Below are 13,452 nucleotides of genomic sequence, written 5' to 3'. Positions count from 1 at the left end.
CAAGTTGAACATGAACAAATGCTGACTGTTGGGAAAATTTCCCATTAATCGGGATGGTTGTTTCCAGCAAAAACAGATTCCGCGAAACAGCATCCGTTGCGCTGGTCTTGCGCGTATCTATCTTCGACACGAGACAGCAGAAAACGGGGCCGCGCACGGAATGAGGGACAAGCTTGAAGTCTGGTATGACGGCGCGTGCCCGCTCTGTACGCGCGAAATCGCGCTGATGCGGCGGCTCGACCGGCGCGGGGCGATCGACTTCATCGACGTATCGACGCCGGGCGGCTCTTGCCCGATCGATCGCACGGCGCTGCTCGAACGCTTCCATGCGCGCGAAAATGGCGTGATGCTCTCTGGCGCAGCGGCCTTTGCGGCGATGTGGCGTGCCATTCCCCTGCTGCGACCGCTCGGTCTCATCGCGCGCTGGAAACCGGTGCTGGCGATGCTCGAGCGTGCCTATCTGCGCTTTCTCACGATCAGACCACGCCTGCAGGGCCTGCTGCGCGAGCGGCGGGTATGAGCGGGATGTTCGAACCGACGCGCGCGGCGGGCCTTGCGCGGATGAATGCCTTCGTGCCGCACGCGGGCCGCGCCTATGCCGAGGGGCGCAACAGCGATCTCGGGCCCGGTCGGCCCAGCGCGGTGTCGCAGCTTTCACCCTGGCTGCGCTATCGCCTGCTGAACGAGCAGGAAGTGTGCGCGGCGGTGCTGGAACGGCATTCGCTCGCGGCGGCGGAGAAATATGTGCAGGAGGTGCTGTGGCGCACCTATTGGAAGGGCTGGCTCGAGATGCGGCCCGGCATCTGGGAGCGCTTCCTCGTCGAGCGCGACGAGCAGCACGAGCGGCTGCGCAATGTCCGCGCGCTGGAACAGGCGGAAGCGGGCCGCACCGGCATCGAGGGCTTCGATGACTGGGCGCGCGAGCTGGTCGAGACGGGGTATCTGCACAACCACGCACGCATGTGGTTCGCCTCGATCTGGATCTTCACGCTGCGCCTGCCCTGGACCCTGGGCGCGGATTTCTTCCTGCGCCATCTGATCGATGCCGATGCGGCGAGCAATACCCTGTCCTGGCGCTGGGTCGCGGGCTTGCAGACGGCGGGCAAGACCTATCTCGCCACGGCCGACAATATCGCGCGCTATACCGGGGGGCGGTTTGCGCCGAAGGGCCTGGCGGAAATCGCCGAGCCGCTGACCGAAGCACCGGTACCTGCCGCAGCGCCCTTGCCTGCGGCAGGATCGGCCAGGGGTGCGCCGGCGCTGCTGCTGATCACCAGCGAGGACATGCACCCGGATGATGCGGTGCTCCGCGAGGTTGATATCTGCGGCACCTGCATCGCTGCCGATCCGGCGTTGCTCTGGGGTGAAAAGGCGCGCGGCTTCGTTGCGGATGCTGCGCACGACATGGCTGCGTCGCTTGGCGAAACCGGCAGGGCACCGGTGAAGCGGATAGATGCCCTGAATGCCGAGGCGATCGTGCAGGCGTCGCGTGAGGCGGGCGTCAACCGGGTGGTGACGCCTTATGCCCCGGTCGGCCCGGTCGCGACGCGGCTGACGGAAATCGCCAAGGCGCTGGCGGGCGAAGGGATCGAACTCGTCCAGGTGCGCCGGGCATGGGACGACACCTTCTGGCCGCACGCGCGCAAGGGCTTCTTCCCGTTCAAGCAGCATATGGGGCGGCTGCTCGAGGATATGGGGCTCACCCGCACCTGAGCCGCTTCGAGGGGAGCGGCCCGCCCATTCCGACGCGGACCCGACGCTCGCCGGGCCCGTATTCAGGATCAGTGATAGCGGCGCAGCAGGCCGGCGAGCTTGCCCTGCACCTGCACCTCGTGCGGCGCATAATATTGCGGTGCATACGAAGCATTGGCAGGATCGAGCCGGATGCGGCCGTTCTCGCGGCGCAGATATTTGAGCGTCGCCTCCTCGCCGCGCACCAGCGCGACCACGATCTCGCCGTCGCGCGCGGTTTCGGTGCGCTTGATCAACGCAAAGTCGCCATCGAGAATGCCCGCCTCGACCATCGAGTCCCCAGACACTTCGAGCGCATAATGCTCGCCCGCGCCGAGCAGGGCGGCGGGAACAGGCAGGATCTCGGTGCCCTCGAACGCCTCGATCGGCGCACCGGCGGCGATGCGGCCGTGCAGCGGAATTTCGAGCACATTGCTGTTCGCAGGCTCCGGCAACACCGCCTTGCGCACCGCGTCCATGCTGACGACATTGCTCCGCGCGGCATCGGCGCGCGCGGCGGCAGCAGCGGCGAGCTCCTTCTCGCGCGGCTTCACGCTCGCCTCTGGCAGCTTCAGGATTTCGAGTGCGCGCGCCCGGTTGGGAAGACGGCGAATGAAGCCGCGTTCCTCGAGCGCGCTGACCAGCCGGTGCACGCCCGACTTGGACTTGAGATCGAGCGCTTCCTTCATTTCCTCGAACGAAGGCGAGACGCCATCGGCCTCCAGCCGTTCCTGGATGAAGCGGATCAGGTCATGTTGCTTGCGGGTCAGCATCGCCGATGTTCCTTTTCTGCGCCGAACCTGCGTTCGAACGAATACGGAACAATTACGAAACAAAGACGGTCAGGTCAAGAGCTTGTGTCAAGTCCCGTGGCAAAGCGCGATATAATCGATCGGATCGCCGATTTTGGCCTCCGGCGCATCGATTGGCCGGACCACCAGCGCATCCGCCTGAAGCAGCGCCGATAGCGCTCCGCTGTCCTGATTGCTCAGCCGGATGAGCGCGCCATCGTGGAAGCGCGCACGCACGAAATCCTGGCGCGGGCCGTTCGCCGGGAAGGGTTCGCCTGCGATCGCCTGGGAGGTGGCAGGGACAAGCTGTTGATAACCCAAAAGCTTGCGCACCAGCGGCAGCAGCAGCAACGTCGCAGTGACATAGGCCGAGACCGGATTGCCCGGCAGGCCGAGCACGATCGCATCGCCCAGACGTCCGACCATCACCGGTTTGCCTGGTCGCATCGCGATCCGCCAGAAATCGACCGTTCCGCCGCTGTCGAGCAATGCGGGCTGGATGAGGTCGTGATCGCCGACCGATGCGCCGCCGGTGGTGACGATGATATCGGCCTGGCTGTGCTCGAGCAGCGCCGCGGCGATGGTGGCGCGGTCATCGGGCAGCAGCGGCGGGACGATCAGATCGCAGGGTAGGGAAGACAGCAGCGCAGCGAGCATCACGCCATTGCTCGCGGGGATATGCGCGGGTGAGGGGAGCGGGTTTCCGGGTGGGACAAGCTCGTCGCCGGTGCTGAGGATCGCGATGCGCGGGCGGCGGTGGACGGCGAGCGCGCCGTGCCCTGCCATCGCGGCAAGCGCGATCAGCCGCGCGTCGATGATCGCACCCGCATCAGCGAGTTGCGTCCCGTTTGCGAAATCATGGCCTGCGCGGCGGATATGCGCGCCGGGAGCTGCGGGGCCATCGCCGGTGAGCGTCAGCCGGTCACCCTCGCGCGCGACGTCTTCCTGCACCACGACGCAATCTGCGCCATCGGGGATCATCGCGCCCGTCGAAATGCGCGCGGCCTGTCCCGGCGCAAGTACGCCCGCGAAGGGCCGTCCCGCCGCGCTCTCGCCGATGACGCGCCATGGGCCGGGCAGGTCGGCGCTGCGCACCGCATAGCCGTCCATCGCCGACAGATCGGCGGCGGGCTGGTTGCGCTGCGACACCAGCGGCTCGGCCAGGGTGAGGCCGGTGACCTGATCGAGCGGAAGGCTGATCGCGGGGCGGGGCGCAGCAAGCGCGAGCAGGCGGTCGCGCGCCTCGTCGAGCGGGATAAGCCCGCCCGCCATCAGTCGGCGGTCCAGTCGCCCGACTTGCCGCCGCTCTTGGCGAGCAGCCGCACCGGGCCGATGACCATGGCCTTATCGAGCGCCTTGGCCATGTCATAGATCGTGAGCAGGGCTATGTTCGCGGCGGTCAGCGCTTCCATCTCGACGCCGGTCTTGCCGTTGGTGCGCACGCGGGTTTCGACGCGCACGCCGGTCTCGAGATACTCGAAATCGACCGAGACGCTGGCGATCGGCAGCGGGTGACAGAGCGGGATCAGGTTGCTGGTCTGCTTGGCGGCCATGATGCCCGCGATGCGCGCCGTGCCCAGCACGTCGCCCTTCTTGACATCGCCCGCGCGGATGGCGGCGATCACCGCCGGGGCCATGGTGATCACGCCTTCGGCCACCGCCTCGCGCACGGTATCGGCCTTGGCGGAGACATCGACCATCTGCGCCGCGCCGGTCGCGTCGAGATGGGTCAGCTTGTCCATCAGGCGGCGGCTCCGGTGAGCAGCGCGCGCGTCGCCTGCGTGACATCGGGCTGGCGCATCAGCGATTCCCCGACCAGGAAGCAGCGTACGCCACGCTCTGACAGACGCACGCAATCCGCATGGCTGTTGATGCCGCTTTCGGACACCGCGATGCGGCCTTCGGGGATCATGCCGACCAGCCGCTCGGTGGTGGCGATATCGGTGACGAAGCTGCGCAGGTCGCGGTTGTTCACCCCGATCAGCGGCGAGCGGAGCTTGAGCGCGCGCTCCATCTCGGCCTCGTCATGCACCTCGACCAGCACGTCCATGCCATGGTCCAGCGCCGCGCTCTCGATCTCGGCCATGGTCGCATCGTCGAGCGCGGCGACGATGATCAGCACCGCATCGGCCCCCAGCGCGCGGCTTTCGGCCACCTGCCAGACATCGACCATGAAATCCTTGCGCAAACAGGGCAGGTCGCACGCGGCGCGCGCGGCAACCAGATAATCGTCATGCCCCTGGAAATAGGGCTCATCGGTCAGCACCGAAAGGCAGGCCGCGCCGCCGGCCTGATATTCGGCTGCATGCGCGGCGGGATCGAAATCGGCGCGGATAAGCCCCTTGGAGGGGCTGGCGCGCTTGATCTCGGCGATCAGGCCGAAGCCGTCGCGCGATGTCTCGCGGAGCGCGCGTGCGAAACCGCGCGGGGCGGAGGCAGCCGCAGCGCGGCTCGCCAGTTCGGCCTGCGAAATCAGCCCCTTGCGCCGTCCGACCTCCTGCCGCTTGACCTCGCAAATCTCTTCCAGCTTGTTCATGCGGCGGCTTTCGTGAAATCGATCCAGCAGTTGAGCAGCGCGTTGGCGAGCCCCTTGTCGATGGCCTCGGCGGCTTCCTCCGCCCCTTCGGCAAGGCTTTCGACCTCGCCCGCGATCAGCAGCGCAGCAGCGGCGTTGAACAGCACCGCATCGCGATACGGCCCGGTCTCGCCCTGGAGCAGACGGCGCAGCGCGGCGGCATTATGCGCCGCATCGCCACCCCGGATCGCCTCGATCGGATGCGTCGGCAGCCCTGCGTCCTTGGCCTGCCAGCGCTTCATGATGACGCCATCGGGGCCGATATCGGCGACCTCGTTGCCACCGGCCAGCGACAGCTCATCGAGCCCTTCGTCGCCCGAGACGATCAGCGAATGTTCGGTGCCCAGCATCTCGAGCGCCTCGGCATAGACATGCACATAGCCGGGCCGCGCGATGCCGATCAGCTGGCGGCGGACGCCTGCGGGATTGGCGAGCGGACCCATCAGGTTGAAAATGGTGCGGCGGCCGATCTTCTGCCGGATCGGCTGGATGCGGCGCATTGCGGGATGATGGTTGACCGCGAACAGGAAGCAGATGCCGATCTCGGCGAGCGACTGCTCGGCGCTGGCACCGGCGGCGGTCATGTCCATGCCCAAGGCTTCGAGCGTGTCCGCCGCGCCCGCCTTGGACGAGGCGGCGCGGTTGCCATGCTTGGCGACCGGCACGTCGCAGGCCGCCACGACCAGCGACACGGCGGTCGAGACGTTGAGCGTATGGTGCCCGTCGCCGCCGGTGCCGCAGACATCGATGGCATTGGCGGGCGCGGCGATCGGGATCACCCGGTCGCGCAGCGCCTGCGCGGCGGCGGCGATCTCGATCGCCGTCTCGCCGCGTTCGGACAGTGCGATCAGGAATTCGGCAATCGTCTCGTCGCTCACCGTGCCGTCAAGGATCGCGGCAAAGGCCTGGGCGGCGTCGTCGCGGCTCAGCGGATGGGCGGTATCGGGCAGCCGGGTCATGCGAGCAGGCCTTCGCGCATCGGCTTCACCTCAAGGCCCGCCAGCGTCATGAAATTGGCCAGCATCTTGTGGCCATGTTCGGTGGCGATGCTCTCCGGGTGGAATTGCACGCCATGGATCGGCAGCGTCGCGTGGCGGAAGCCCATCACATGCGCGGTCTCACCTGCCGGTGCCTCGACGCGCGCGTTGACGATCATTTCGGGCGGAAGGCTTTCCTCCGGCACGACCAGCGAATGGTAGCGCGTCGCGAGGAACGGCGAGGGCAGGCCCTGGAACAGCCCGGTGTCGTCATGGACCACGGGGGAGGTCTTGCCGTGCATCAGACCGCCGCGAACGACCTCGCCGCCGAAATGCTGGCCGATCGACTGATGCCCCAGGCACACGCCGAGCAGCGGCTTTCCGGCATCGGCACAGGCCGCGACCAGATCGAGCGAAATCCCCGCCTCGTTGGGCGTGCACGGGCCGGGCGAGATCAGGAACGCTTCCGCATTGGTTGCCAGCGCCTCGCGCGCGGTGAGCGCATCGTTGCGCTCGACCCGCACGTCCGCGCCCAGCTCCATCAGATAATGGACGAGATTGTAGGTGAAGCTGTCGTAATTATCGATGACGAGGATCATTGGCCAAATCCTGCTTCGCTGGCGAGGCGGACGGCTTCGCGCGCGGCGGCGAACAGCGCGCCAGCCTTGGCTTCGCATTCGCGCTGTTCATATTCGGGCACGCTGTCGGCGACGATTCCTGCGCCCGCCTGGACGTGCATGGTGCCGTCGCGGACGATCGCGGTGCGCAGCACGATGCAGCTGTCGACCGAGCCATCGGGTGCGAAATAGCCGACCCCGCCGGCATAGGCCCCGCGCGTCTCGGGCTCGAGCGAGGCGATGATCTCGCACGCGCGCACCTTGGGCGCCCCGCTGACGGTGCCCGCGGGAAAGCCCGCGAACAGCGCGTCGATCGCGTCACGATCATGCACCAGTTCGCCGACGACATTGCTGACGATGTGCATGACATGGCTGTACTGTTCGACCGTGAAGCTGTCGGTGACGCGCACCGTGCCTGCCGCTGCGACGCGGCCGACATCGTTGCGGCCAAGATCGAGCAGCATCTGGTGCTCGGCCAGTTCCTTGGGATCGGCGAGCAGGCTTGCGCGATTCTCCAGATCTTCCGCCGGCGTCTTGCCACGTGGCCGCGTTCCCGCGATCGGGCGGATGGTCACCTCGCCATCGCGCACGCGCACCAGAATTTCGGGGCTCGATCCGATCAGCGCGAGGCCGGGCAGGTCGAGGAAATAGAGAAAGGGCGAGGGGTTCACCCGGCGCAGCGCGCGATAGAGCTCGATCGGTGGCAGCGCGAAGGGCGCGGTGAAGCGCTGCGCGAGCACGACCTGGAAGATATCGCCCGCCTCGATATAGTCCTTGGCCTTGAGCACCATCTCGCCATAGCGGCCCGGCGCGAGCACGGGCTGCGGCGTCAGGCTGTCCGGGTCGAGCGAGGCATCGCGCACGGCAGCGGGCAGGGGCGCATACAGCGCCCGTTCGGCCGCATCGAGCCGTTCTTCGGCCGCAGCGATCGCCTGCTCGGGATCGCCGCTGCCCGCCCAGATCGGCGCGATCAGGAACAGCTCGTCCTTCAGCCGGTCGAAGATCAGCAGCACGGTCGGGCGTACGAACAGCATGTCGGGCAGCGCCAGATCGGACTGCGGCGCGCGCGGCAGCTTCTCGACCAGACCGATCGTCTCATAGCCGAAATAGCCCACCAGAAACGCGAGTGCGCGCGGCAGTTCGGGCGGAACCTCCATCCGGCAGGCCTCGGCCAGCTGGCGCAAGGCATCGAGCGAGCCCTGCTCGCAGGGCGCGAACGCCGCGCGATCGGTCGCCCATTGCGTATTGATCTCGGCAGCATCGCCCGAGGCCCGGAATACCAGATCGGGCGCGAGGCCGACAAAGCTGTGCCGCGCGCGTGTTTCGCCGCCCTCGACCGATTCGAGCAGGAAGTCACCGCGCTCGGGCTCGATCAGCTTCAAGGCTGCCGAAACCGGCGTTTCGGTATCGGCGATCCGCCGCCGCCAGATCAGGCTCGACCGGCCATCGGCCAGCGCCCCGGCGGCCTGTGTGCGGTTCTGGCTGGAAGGGCCCGCCATCAATTTTCCCGATTACGACCGGTCAGCTGGTCCTTCACCCGCTTGATGGCTTCCGGATTGCGTTTCACATTGGCTTCGACCTTGAGCGCTGCCACCAGCTGCCGACCATATTCGTCGGCCATCACCTGGCCAAGCTGCTGCTGGGTCGCGGCCATCAGCTCGGGGACCTTGCTCGCATCGCCGCGGTTGATCTTCGACAGATGCACGATGAACCAGCCGGTGCGGTTCGGCCCTTCGAGCACCTTGGTGGTGCCTTCGGCCATGCTGAACAGCAGTGCCACCGGCGGCGGCACGCGGCCCTGCTGCTGCATGATCGTCTGCCGGTTGGTACGGATCTGCTCGATATTGGGCAGGCGCACGCTGGCTCCGGCGACCGCCTTTTCGAGCGCTGCAGGAGTGCGCGACGACTTGGCGATGCCGTCGGCCAGCTTGCGTGCAGAGGCGAGGCCCTGGGCCAGCGCCCAGTCGGCAGCGACGCGCTGGCGGACGCTGGCGAGCGGCGGCGGTGCCGCGCGCTTGATCTCCTGCACCTCGAACACGGCGAATTCCTTGCCCTGCTGCACCTCGACCAGCTGCGGCTCGGCATCTTCTTCCAGTCCGAAGGCCACGGGCAGCATCGCCTGATAGGCGCCGGTCGGCGCGAAATCGGGCCTGCCCGGCGCCTGGCCATTGGCGAGCATTTCCGGGCTGACCTGCAGCTCGAGCTTTTCGTCCTTGGCGATATCGGCAAGCGAGGCACCATCGGCGATCCGGTCTTCGAGATTGGCGGTGAAATCAGCCACCGTCTGGCGCAGCTTTTCCTGCGCGATCTCGTTTTCGAGCAGGTTGCGCACCTGATCGATCGAACGCCCGGCGATCGCGCTGACGCTGTCGACCCGCACGACATGCCAGCCGAGCGGAGAGCGCGCGGGCGCGGCAACCTTGCCGGCAGCGGCGGCGAACACGGCATTGGCGACGGCAGCAGAGGCGTTCTTGGTCAGCTCCTGCTTCGACTGGAGGCCAAGGTCGATCGGCGCTAGCCCGGCTTCCTTCGCGGCGGCAGCCATGCTGGCGCCACCGTTGATCTTCGCGGCGATCGCCTTGGCGGCGGCCTCGGTCGGCACGATCAACTGTTCGACATCGCGCTTCTCGGTCGCGGCAAATTCGGCCGAACGCTTCTTGTACAGGGCCGCGATCTCGGCATCGCTGACCTTGACCTGGTCGCGGAAGCGGTCGGTGGTAAAGGTGGCAAAGCGCAGGATGCGGCGCTCCGGAATGCGGTAGCGCGCGGCGTTGGCGGCATAGAATTTCTGCAGCTGGTCGTTGCTCGGCGCGGTCTTGGGGGCGAAGGCGGCCGATGGGGCAAAGGCGATCTGGCCTTCGCGACCTTCCAGGATCAGCCCGGCATAAGGCAGCGCCATCTGCCGCGACAGCTTGGCGCCGAACGTCGCGGGCAGCAGCAGCTGGTCGCCCAGCAGGCTGCGGCGAATATCCTCGCGCACGCGCGCTTCGGTCAGACCCTGCTGGGCGAGCGCATTGCGGAACAGCGTCTCGTCGAACCGGCCATCCGCGCCCTTGAATGCCTGGATCCCCGCGATCTCGCTGTCGACCAGACGCTTGCTCGCGCCCAGGCCGATGCTGGCGGCGAATTCAGCCGAGGCATAGCTGCCGATCATCTCTTCCAGCACGCCGTCGATGCCGCCCTGCGCATCGAACGAGGCCATGTCGAGCTGCGGGTTGCGCTGGCGGAACTGCTGGAAGGCGTTGGTGACGGTGGTCGAGAACTCGCCGGTGCCGATTTCCTCGCCGCCGATCTGGGCGACGCTTTCATTGCCCACTCCGCCAAAGCTCGCACCGCCGGTGACATCGGACGCCGCAAAGGCGACCGCGATGAGCGCGAGAAAGATCAGGCTGACGACAACCCCGATCTTGGAATTGAAGAAGGAACGGAAAAAGGTGATCATCGGTCGGTCCGCCAAAGCGCCGGGCGTGCGATGACCCGGCCGCGTGAAAATGCGGGCTGGCTTTAGGGGGCTTTGCCGCGCGCTTCAACCCTTGGCGCCGCTGTACCGGCTGTAAACTGCGCGTGGCCCGTGTGCCCATGCCGTGGCTGGCCAAGCGGCTCGCGATTTGCTAGCCGCGCGCCCCACAGCATAAACACAAAAGGGGAAGACAGCATCGTGGCCAGCACAGCATCCTATATCGTCGGCAACTGGAAGATGAACGGCAGCGCAGCCGATGTCGCGGTGCTGCAGGCGATCGCCGAGGCCGCCGCAGCGAACGGCCATGTCGATGTCGGTATCTGTCCGCCCGCGACGCTGATCGCGGCCTTTGCCGCCGCTGCGGGCAAGGTGCAGATCGGCGCGCAGGATTGCCATGCCAAGGCGTCGGGCGCGCATACCGGCAATCTGTCCGCCGCGATGATCCGCGAGGCGGGGGCCACCTATTCGATTGTCGGCCATTCCGAGCGCCGCGCCGATCAGGGTGAGAGCGATGCCGATGTCGCTGCCAAGGCCGAGGCGCTGCACGCTGCCGGCATGGGCGCGATCCTGTGCGTCGGCGAGACGCTGGAGGAACGCGATTCCGGCAATGCGATTGCCATCGTCACCGCGCAACTGTCGGCGTCGCTTCCCACAGCGGCGAGCGGCGATTGGCTTTCGGTCGCGTATGAGCCGGTCTGGGCGATCGGCACGGGACGCGTGCCCGTGGCCGAGGATATTGCCGCGATGCACGCGGCGCTGCGCGCGACGCTGGTCGACAAGCTGGGCGAGGCGGGCCAGGGCGTGCGCATTCTCTATGGCGGCTCGGTCAATCCGGGCAATGCAGGCGAAATCCTGGCCATTGCCGATGTCGGCGGCGCGCTGGTCGGCGGGGCCAGCCTGAAGGCGGAAACCTTCGTCCCGATCATCGAGGCCGCGCCGCGCTGATCCAAAGCGCGTTCGCCCTATATCGAAGCTTGGCGCACCGGTTGCGCTGGCACGGCCTAATCGCCCTGCCGCGCCGGTTGCGCTGGCGCGGCCTAATCGCTATGTGCGCGCCAATCCTGAAATTCATTTGCTGGGTCTGACCGTTCATGTCGTCGATTTTCCTGTTCATCACCATCGTGCAGACGCTGATTGCAGCGGCTCTGGTGGGTGTCATCCTCATGCAGCGTTCCGAAGGGGGTGGTCTGGGTGTCGGCGGCAATCCCAATGGCCTCATGTCGGCGCGCGGCGCCGGTGACCTGCTGACCCGCTCGACCGCGATCCTGGCAACGCTGTTCGTGCTGCTGAGCATCGCACTGGCGGTGATGGCGGCGAACATGCACTCGGTGGGCGATATCGATACTTCGCTTCAGCGCGGTGCCCCCGCCCCGATCAGCGATCCGCTCACGGCGCCTGCTCCGGCAGCCCCTGCGGCGCCCGCCAATGGCGATCCGCTGTCGGCGGCTGGCGCGCCGGCTGCAGCGCCCGCGACGGAGGCACCTGCCGCGGCTCCGGCCCAGGGCGACGCTCCCGCCAACTGAAATTGAGGCGGGTCGGGGAGAAATCCCCGGCTGTTCACAGATTTTTGTCTTTCCTGCGGATTCGCGCGCTTGTCAGTCTTGCGCGCGAACCGCTAACGGGTTTCTCCCATGGCGCGTTATATTTTCATCACCGGCGGCGTGGTTTCCTCTCTTGGCAAGGGCCTGATGGCCGCAAGCCTGGGCGCATTGCTGCAGGCACGCGGATACCGCGTGCGCATCCGCAAGTTCGATCCCTATCTCAATGTCGATCCGGGTACGATGTCGCCCTATCAGCATGGCGAGGTCTATGTCACCGATGACGGCGCGGAGACCGATCTCGACCTTGGTCATTACGAGCGCTTCACCGGCGTATCGGCGCGCCAGTCGGACAATGTGACCTCGGGCCGCATCTACCAGACGATCATCCAGCGCGAGCGGCGCGGCGATTATCTCGGTGCCACGGTGCAGGTCATCCCTCACGTGACCGACGCGATCAAGGAATTCGCCCAGGCCGAAACCGACGATCTCGATTTCGTGCTGTGCGAGATCGGCGGTACCGTCGGCGATATCGAATCGCTGCCGTTCATCGAGGCGATCCGCCAGTTGCGCAACGAGATCGGCCGCGAGAACACGCTGTTCGTCCACGTGACCCTGGTGCCCTATATCGCGGCAGCGGGCGAGCTGAAGACCAAGCCCACCCAGCACAGCGTGCGCGAGCTGACCTCGCTGGGCATCCAGCCCGACATCCTGCTGTGCCGTTGCGAAAAGCCGCTACCCGAATCCGAGCGCGCCAAGATCGCGCAGTTCTGCAACGTCCGCAAGGAAGCGGTGATCCCCGCGCTCGATGCCCGCAGCATCTATGCCGTGCCGATGCAGTATCACCGCGAAGGGCTGGACAGCGAAGTGCTGCGCGCCTTCGGCATCACCGATGCGCGCGAACCCGATCTGTCGCGCTGGGTCGATATCATGGAGCGCCACGAGCATCCCGAAGGCGAGGTGACGATCGGCGTGGTCGGCAAATATGTCGGCCTGCAGGATGCCTACAAGTCGCTGCACGAGGCACTGGTGCATGGCGGCCTCGCCAACCGGGTCAAGGTGCATGTCAAATGGCTCGATGCCGAGCTGTTCGAAAAGCTGCCCGATGACGAGCTGGCGGCCGTGCTCGAGCCGATGCACGGCATCCTGGTGCCCGGCGGTTTTGGCGAGCGCGGCAGCGAGGGCAAGATTTCCTCGGTTCGCTTCGCGCGCGAACGCAACGTCCCGTTTTTCGGCATTTGCCTCGGCATGCAGATGGCGTGCATCGAGGCTGCACGAAACACATCCGGCATCACGGCGGCGTCGACCACCGAATTCGGCGAGACCGACGAGCCGATCGTCGGCCTGATCACTGAATGGATGAGCGAATCCGGTCTGCAGAAGCGCAGCGCCGAGGGCGATCTGGGCGGCACCATGCGTCTCGGCGCGTTTCCGGCCAAGCTCTCGGGCAACAGCCGCGTGCGTGGCATCTACGGCACCGATATGATCAGCGAACGCCACCGCCATCGCTACGAGGTCAACACCGCCTATCACGAGCGGCTTGAACAGGGCGGCCTCGTTTTTTCCGGCATGTCGCCTGATGGCGTGCTGCCCGAAATCGTCGAGCGTCCCGATCACAGCTGGTTTGTCGGGGTGCAATATCATCCCGAGCTCAAGAGCAAGCCGTTCGATCCGCATCCGCTCTTCGCCAGCTTCATCGAAGCGGCGGTCGCGCAGAGTCGGCTGGTCTGACCTGAACAATATAGGTTAAGCCAAAGGGGTCG

13 protein-coding genes are annotated in these 13,452 nt (G+C 66.6%); 5 read left to right on the top strand and 8 right to left on the bottom strand.

Annotated features, from left to right (window positions below; all coding sequences use genetic code 11):
- The first annotated feature begins 160 nt into the window (after positions 1 to 160).
- Positions 161 to 520, top strand: coding sequence for a thiol-disulfide oxidoreductase DCC family protein (locus AX725_RS13615; protein ID WP_060979036.1), 360 nt, complete (start codon positions 161 to 163; stop codon positions 518 to 520).
- A complete protein-coding gene (locus AX725_RS13610; protein WP_060979035.1) occupies positions 517 to 1,713 on the top strand; it encodes an FAD-binding domain-containing protein in 1,197 nt (398 codons plus the stop codon). The genes AX725_RS13615 and AX725_RS13610 overlap by 4 nt, the downstream gene beginning before the upstream one ends.
- A gap of 68 nt (positions 1,714 to 1,781) precedes the next feature.
- On the opposite strand, the gene lexA is transcribed toward AX725_RS13610, so the two are convergent.
- The 8 genes from lexA to AX725_RS13570 all read right to left on the bottom strand — a co-directional run bounded on the left by lexA (position 1,782) and on the right by AX725_RS13570 (position 10,133).
- Positions 1,782 to 2,504, bottom strand: a complete 723-nt coding sequence (lexA, locus tag AX725_RS13605) for a transcriptional repressor LexA (protein ID WP_060979034.1) — start codon at positions 2,502 to 2,504, stop codon at positions 1,782 to 1,784.
- An 87-nt stretch (positions 2,505 to 2,591) separates the two neighbouring features.
- Entirely contained in the window at positions 2,592 to 3,794 is a 1,203-nt protein-coding gene (locus tag AX725_RS13600; protein WP_060979033.1) for a molybdopterin molybdotransferase MoeA, read from the bottom strand.
- Positions 3,794 to 4,264 (bottom strand): cyclic pyranopterin monophosphate synthase MoaC, encoded by a 471-nt coding sequence (gene moaC / locus AX725_RS13595; protein ID WP_060979032.1) that lies wholly within the window; start codon positions 4,262 to 4,264, stop codon positions 3,794 to 3,796. Before moaC ends, AX725_RS13600 begins: the two co-directional genes overlap by 1 nt.
- A complete protein-coding gene (trpC, locus tag AX725_RS13590) occupies positions 4,264 to 5,058 on the bottom strand; it encodes an indole-3-glycerol phosphate synthase TrpC (protein WP_060979031.1) in 795 nt (264 codons plus the stop codon). Before trpC ends, moaC begins: the two co-directional genes overlap by 1 nt.
- On the bottom strand, positions 5,055 to 6,056 hold the full coding sequence (gene trpD / locus AX725_RS13585) for an anthranilate phosphoribosyltransferase (RefSeq protein ID WP_060979030.1): 1,002 nt from the start codon (positions 6,054 to 6,056) through the stop codon (positions 5,055 to 5,057). The genes trpC and trpD overlap by 4 nt, the downstream gene beginning before the upstream one ends.
- Entirely contained in the window at positions 6,053 to 6,673 is a 621-nt protein-coding gene (locus AX725_RS13580) for an anthranilate synthase component II (RefSeq protein WP_060979029.1), read from the bottom strand. Before AX725_RS13580 ends, trpD begins: the two co-directional genes overlap by 4 nt.
- Positions 6,670 to 8,190, bottom strand: coding sequence for an anthranilate synthase component I family protein (locus AX725_RS13575; RefSeq protein WP_060979028.1), 1,521 nt, complete (start codon positions 8,188 to 8,190; stop codon positions 6,670 to 6,672). Before AX725_RS13575 ends, AX725_RS13580 begins: the two co-directional genes overlap by 4 nt.
- Positions 8,190 to 10,133 carry a peptidylprolyl isomerase gene (locus tag AX725_RS13570; RefSeq protein WP_060979027.1) on the bottom strand — a complete coding sequence of 648 codons (1,944 nt, stop codon included), beginning with the start codon at positions 10,131 to 10,133 and terminating at the stop codon, positions 8,190 to 8,192. Before AX725_RS13570 ends, AX725_RS13575 begins: the two co-directional genes overlap by 1 nt.
- A 216-nt stretch (positions 10,134 to 10,349) precedes the next feature.
- Here AX725_RS13570 and tpiA point away from each other — a divergent pair, with 216 nt between their 5' ends.
- The 3 genes from tpiA to pyrG all read left to right on the top strand — a co-directional run bounded on the left by tpiA (position 10,350) and on the right by pyrG (position 13,420).
- Positions 10,350 to 11,096, top strand: a complete 747-nt coding sequence (tpiA, locus tag AX725_RS13565) for a triose-phosphate isomerase (RefSeq protein WP_082730780.1) — start codon at positions 10,350 to 10,352, stop codon at positions 11,094 to 11,096.
- 155 nt (positions 11,097 to 11,251) lie between these two features.
- The gene (gene secG / locus AX725_RS13560) at positions 11,252 to 11,674 is read left to right on the top strand and encodes a preprotein translocase subunit SecG (RefSeq protein WP_060979073.1); all 423 of its coding nucleotides are present in this window, start codon (positions 11,252 to 11,254) and stop codon (positions 11,672 to 11,674) included.
- A 108-nt stretch (positions 11,675 to 11,782) separates the two neighbouring features.
- Entirely contained in the window at positions 11,783 to 13,420 is a 1,638-nt protein-coding gene (pyrG, locus tag AX725_RS13555; protein ID WP_060979025.1) for a CTP synthase, read from the top strand.
- Positions 13,421 to 13,452: the final 32 nt, after the last annotated feature.

It is taken from the genome of Blastomonas sp. CCH9-A1, assembly GCF_001557175.1.
Classification (GTDB): domain Bacteria; phylum Pseudomonadota; class Alphaproteobacteria; order Sphingomonadales; family Sphingomonadaceae; genus Blastomonas; species Blastomonas delafieldii_A.
This window is presented reverse-complemented; position numbering and strand designations above follow the sequence as displayed.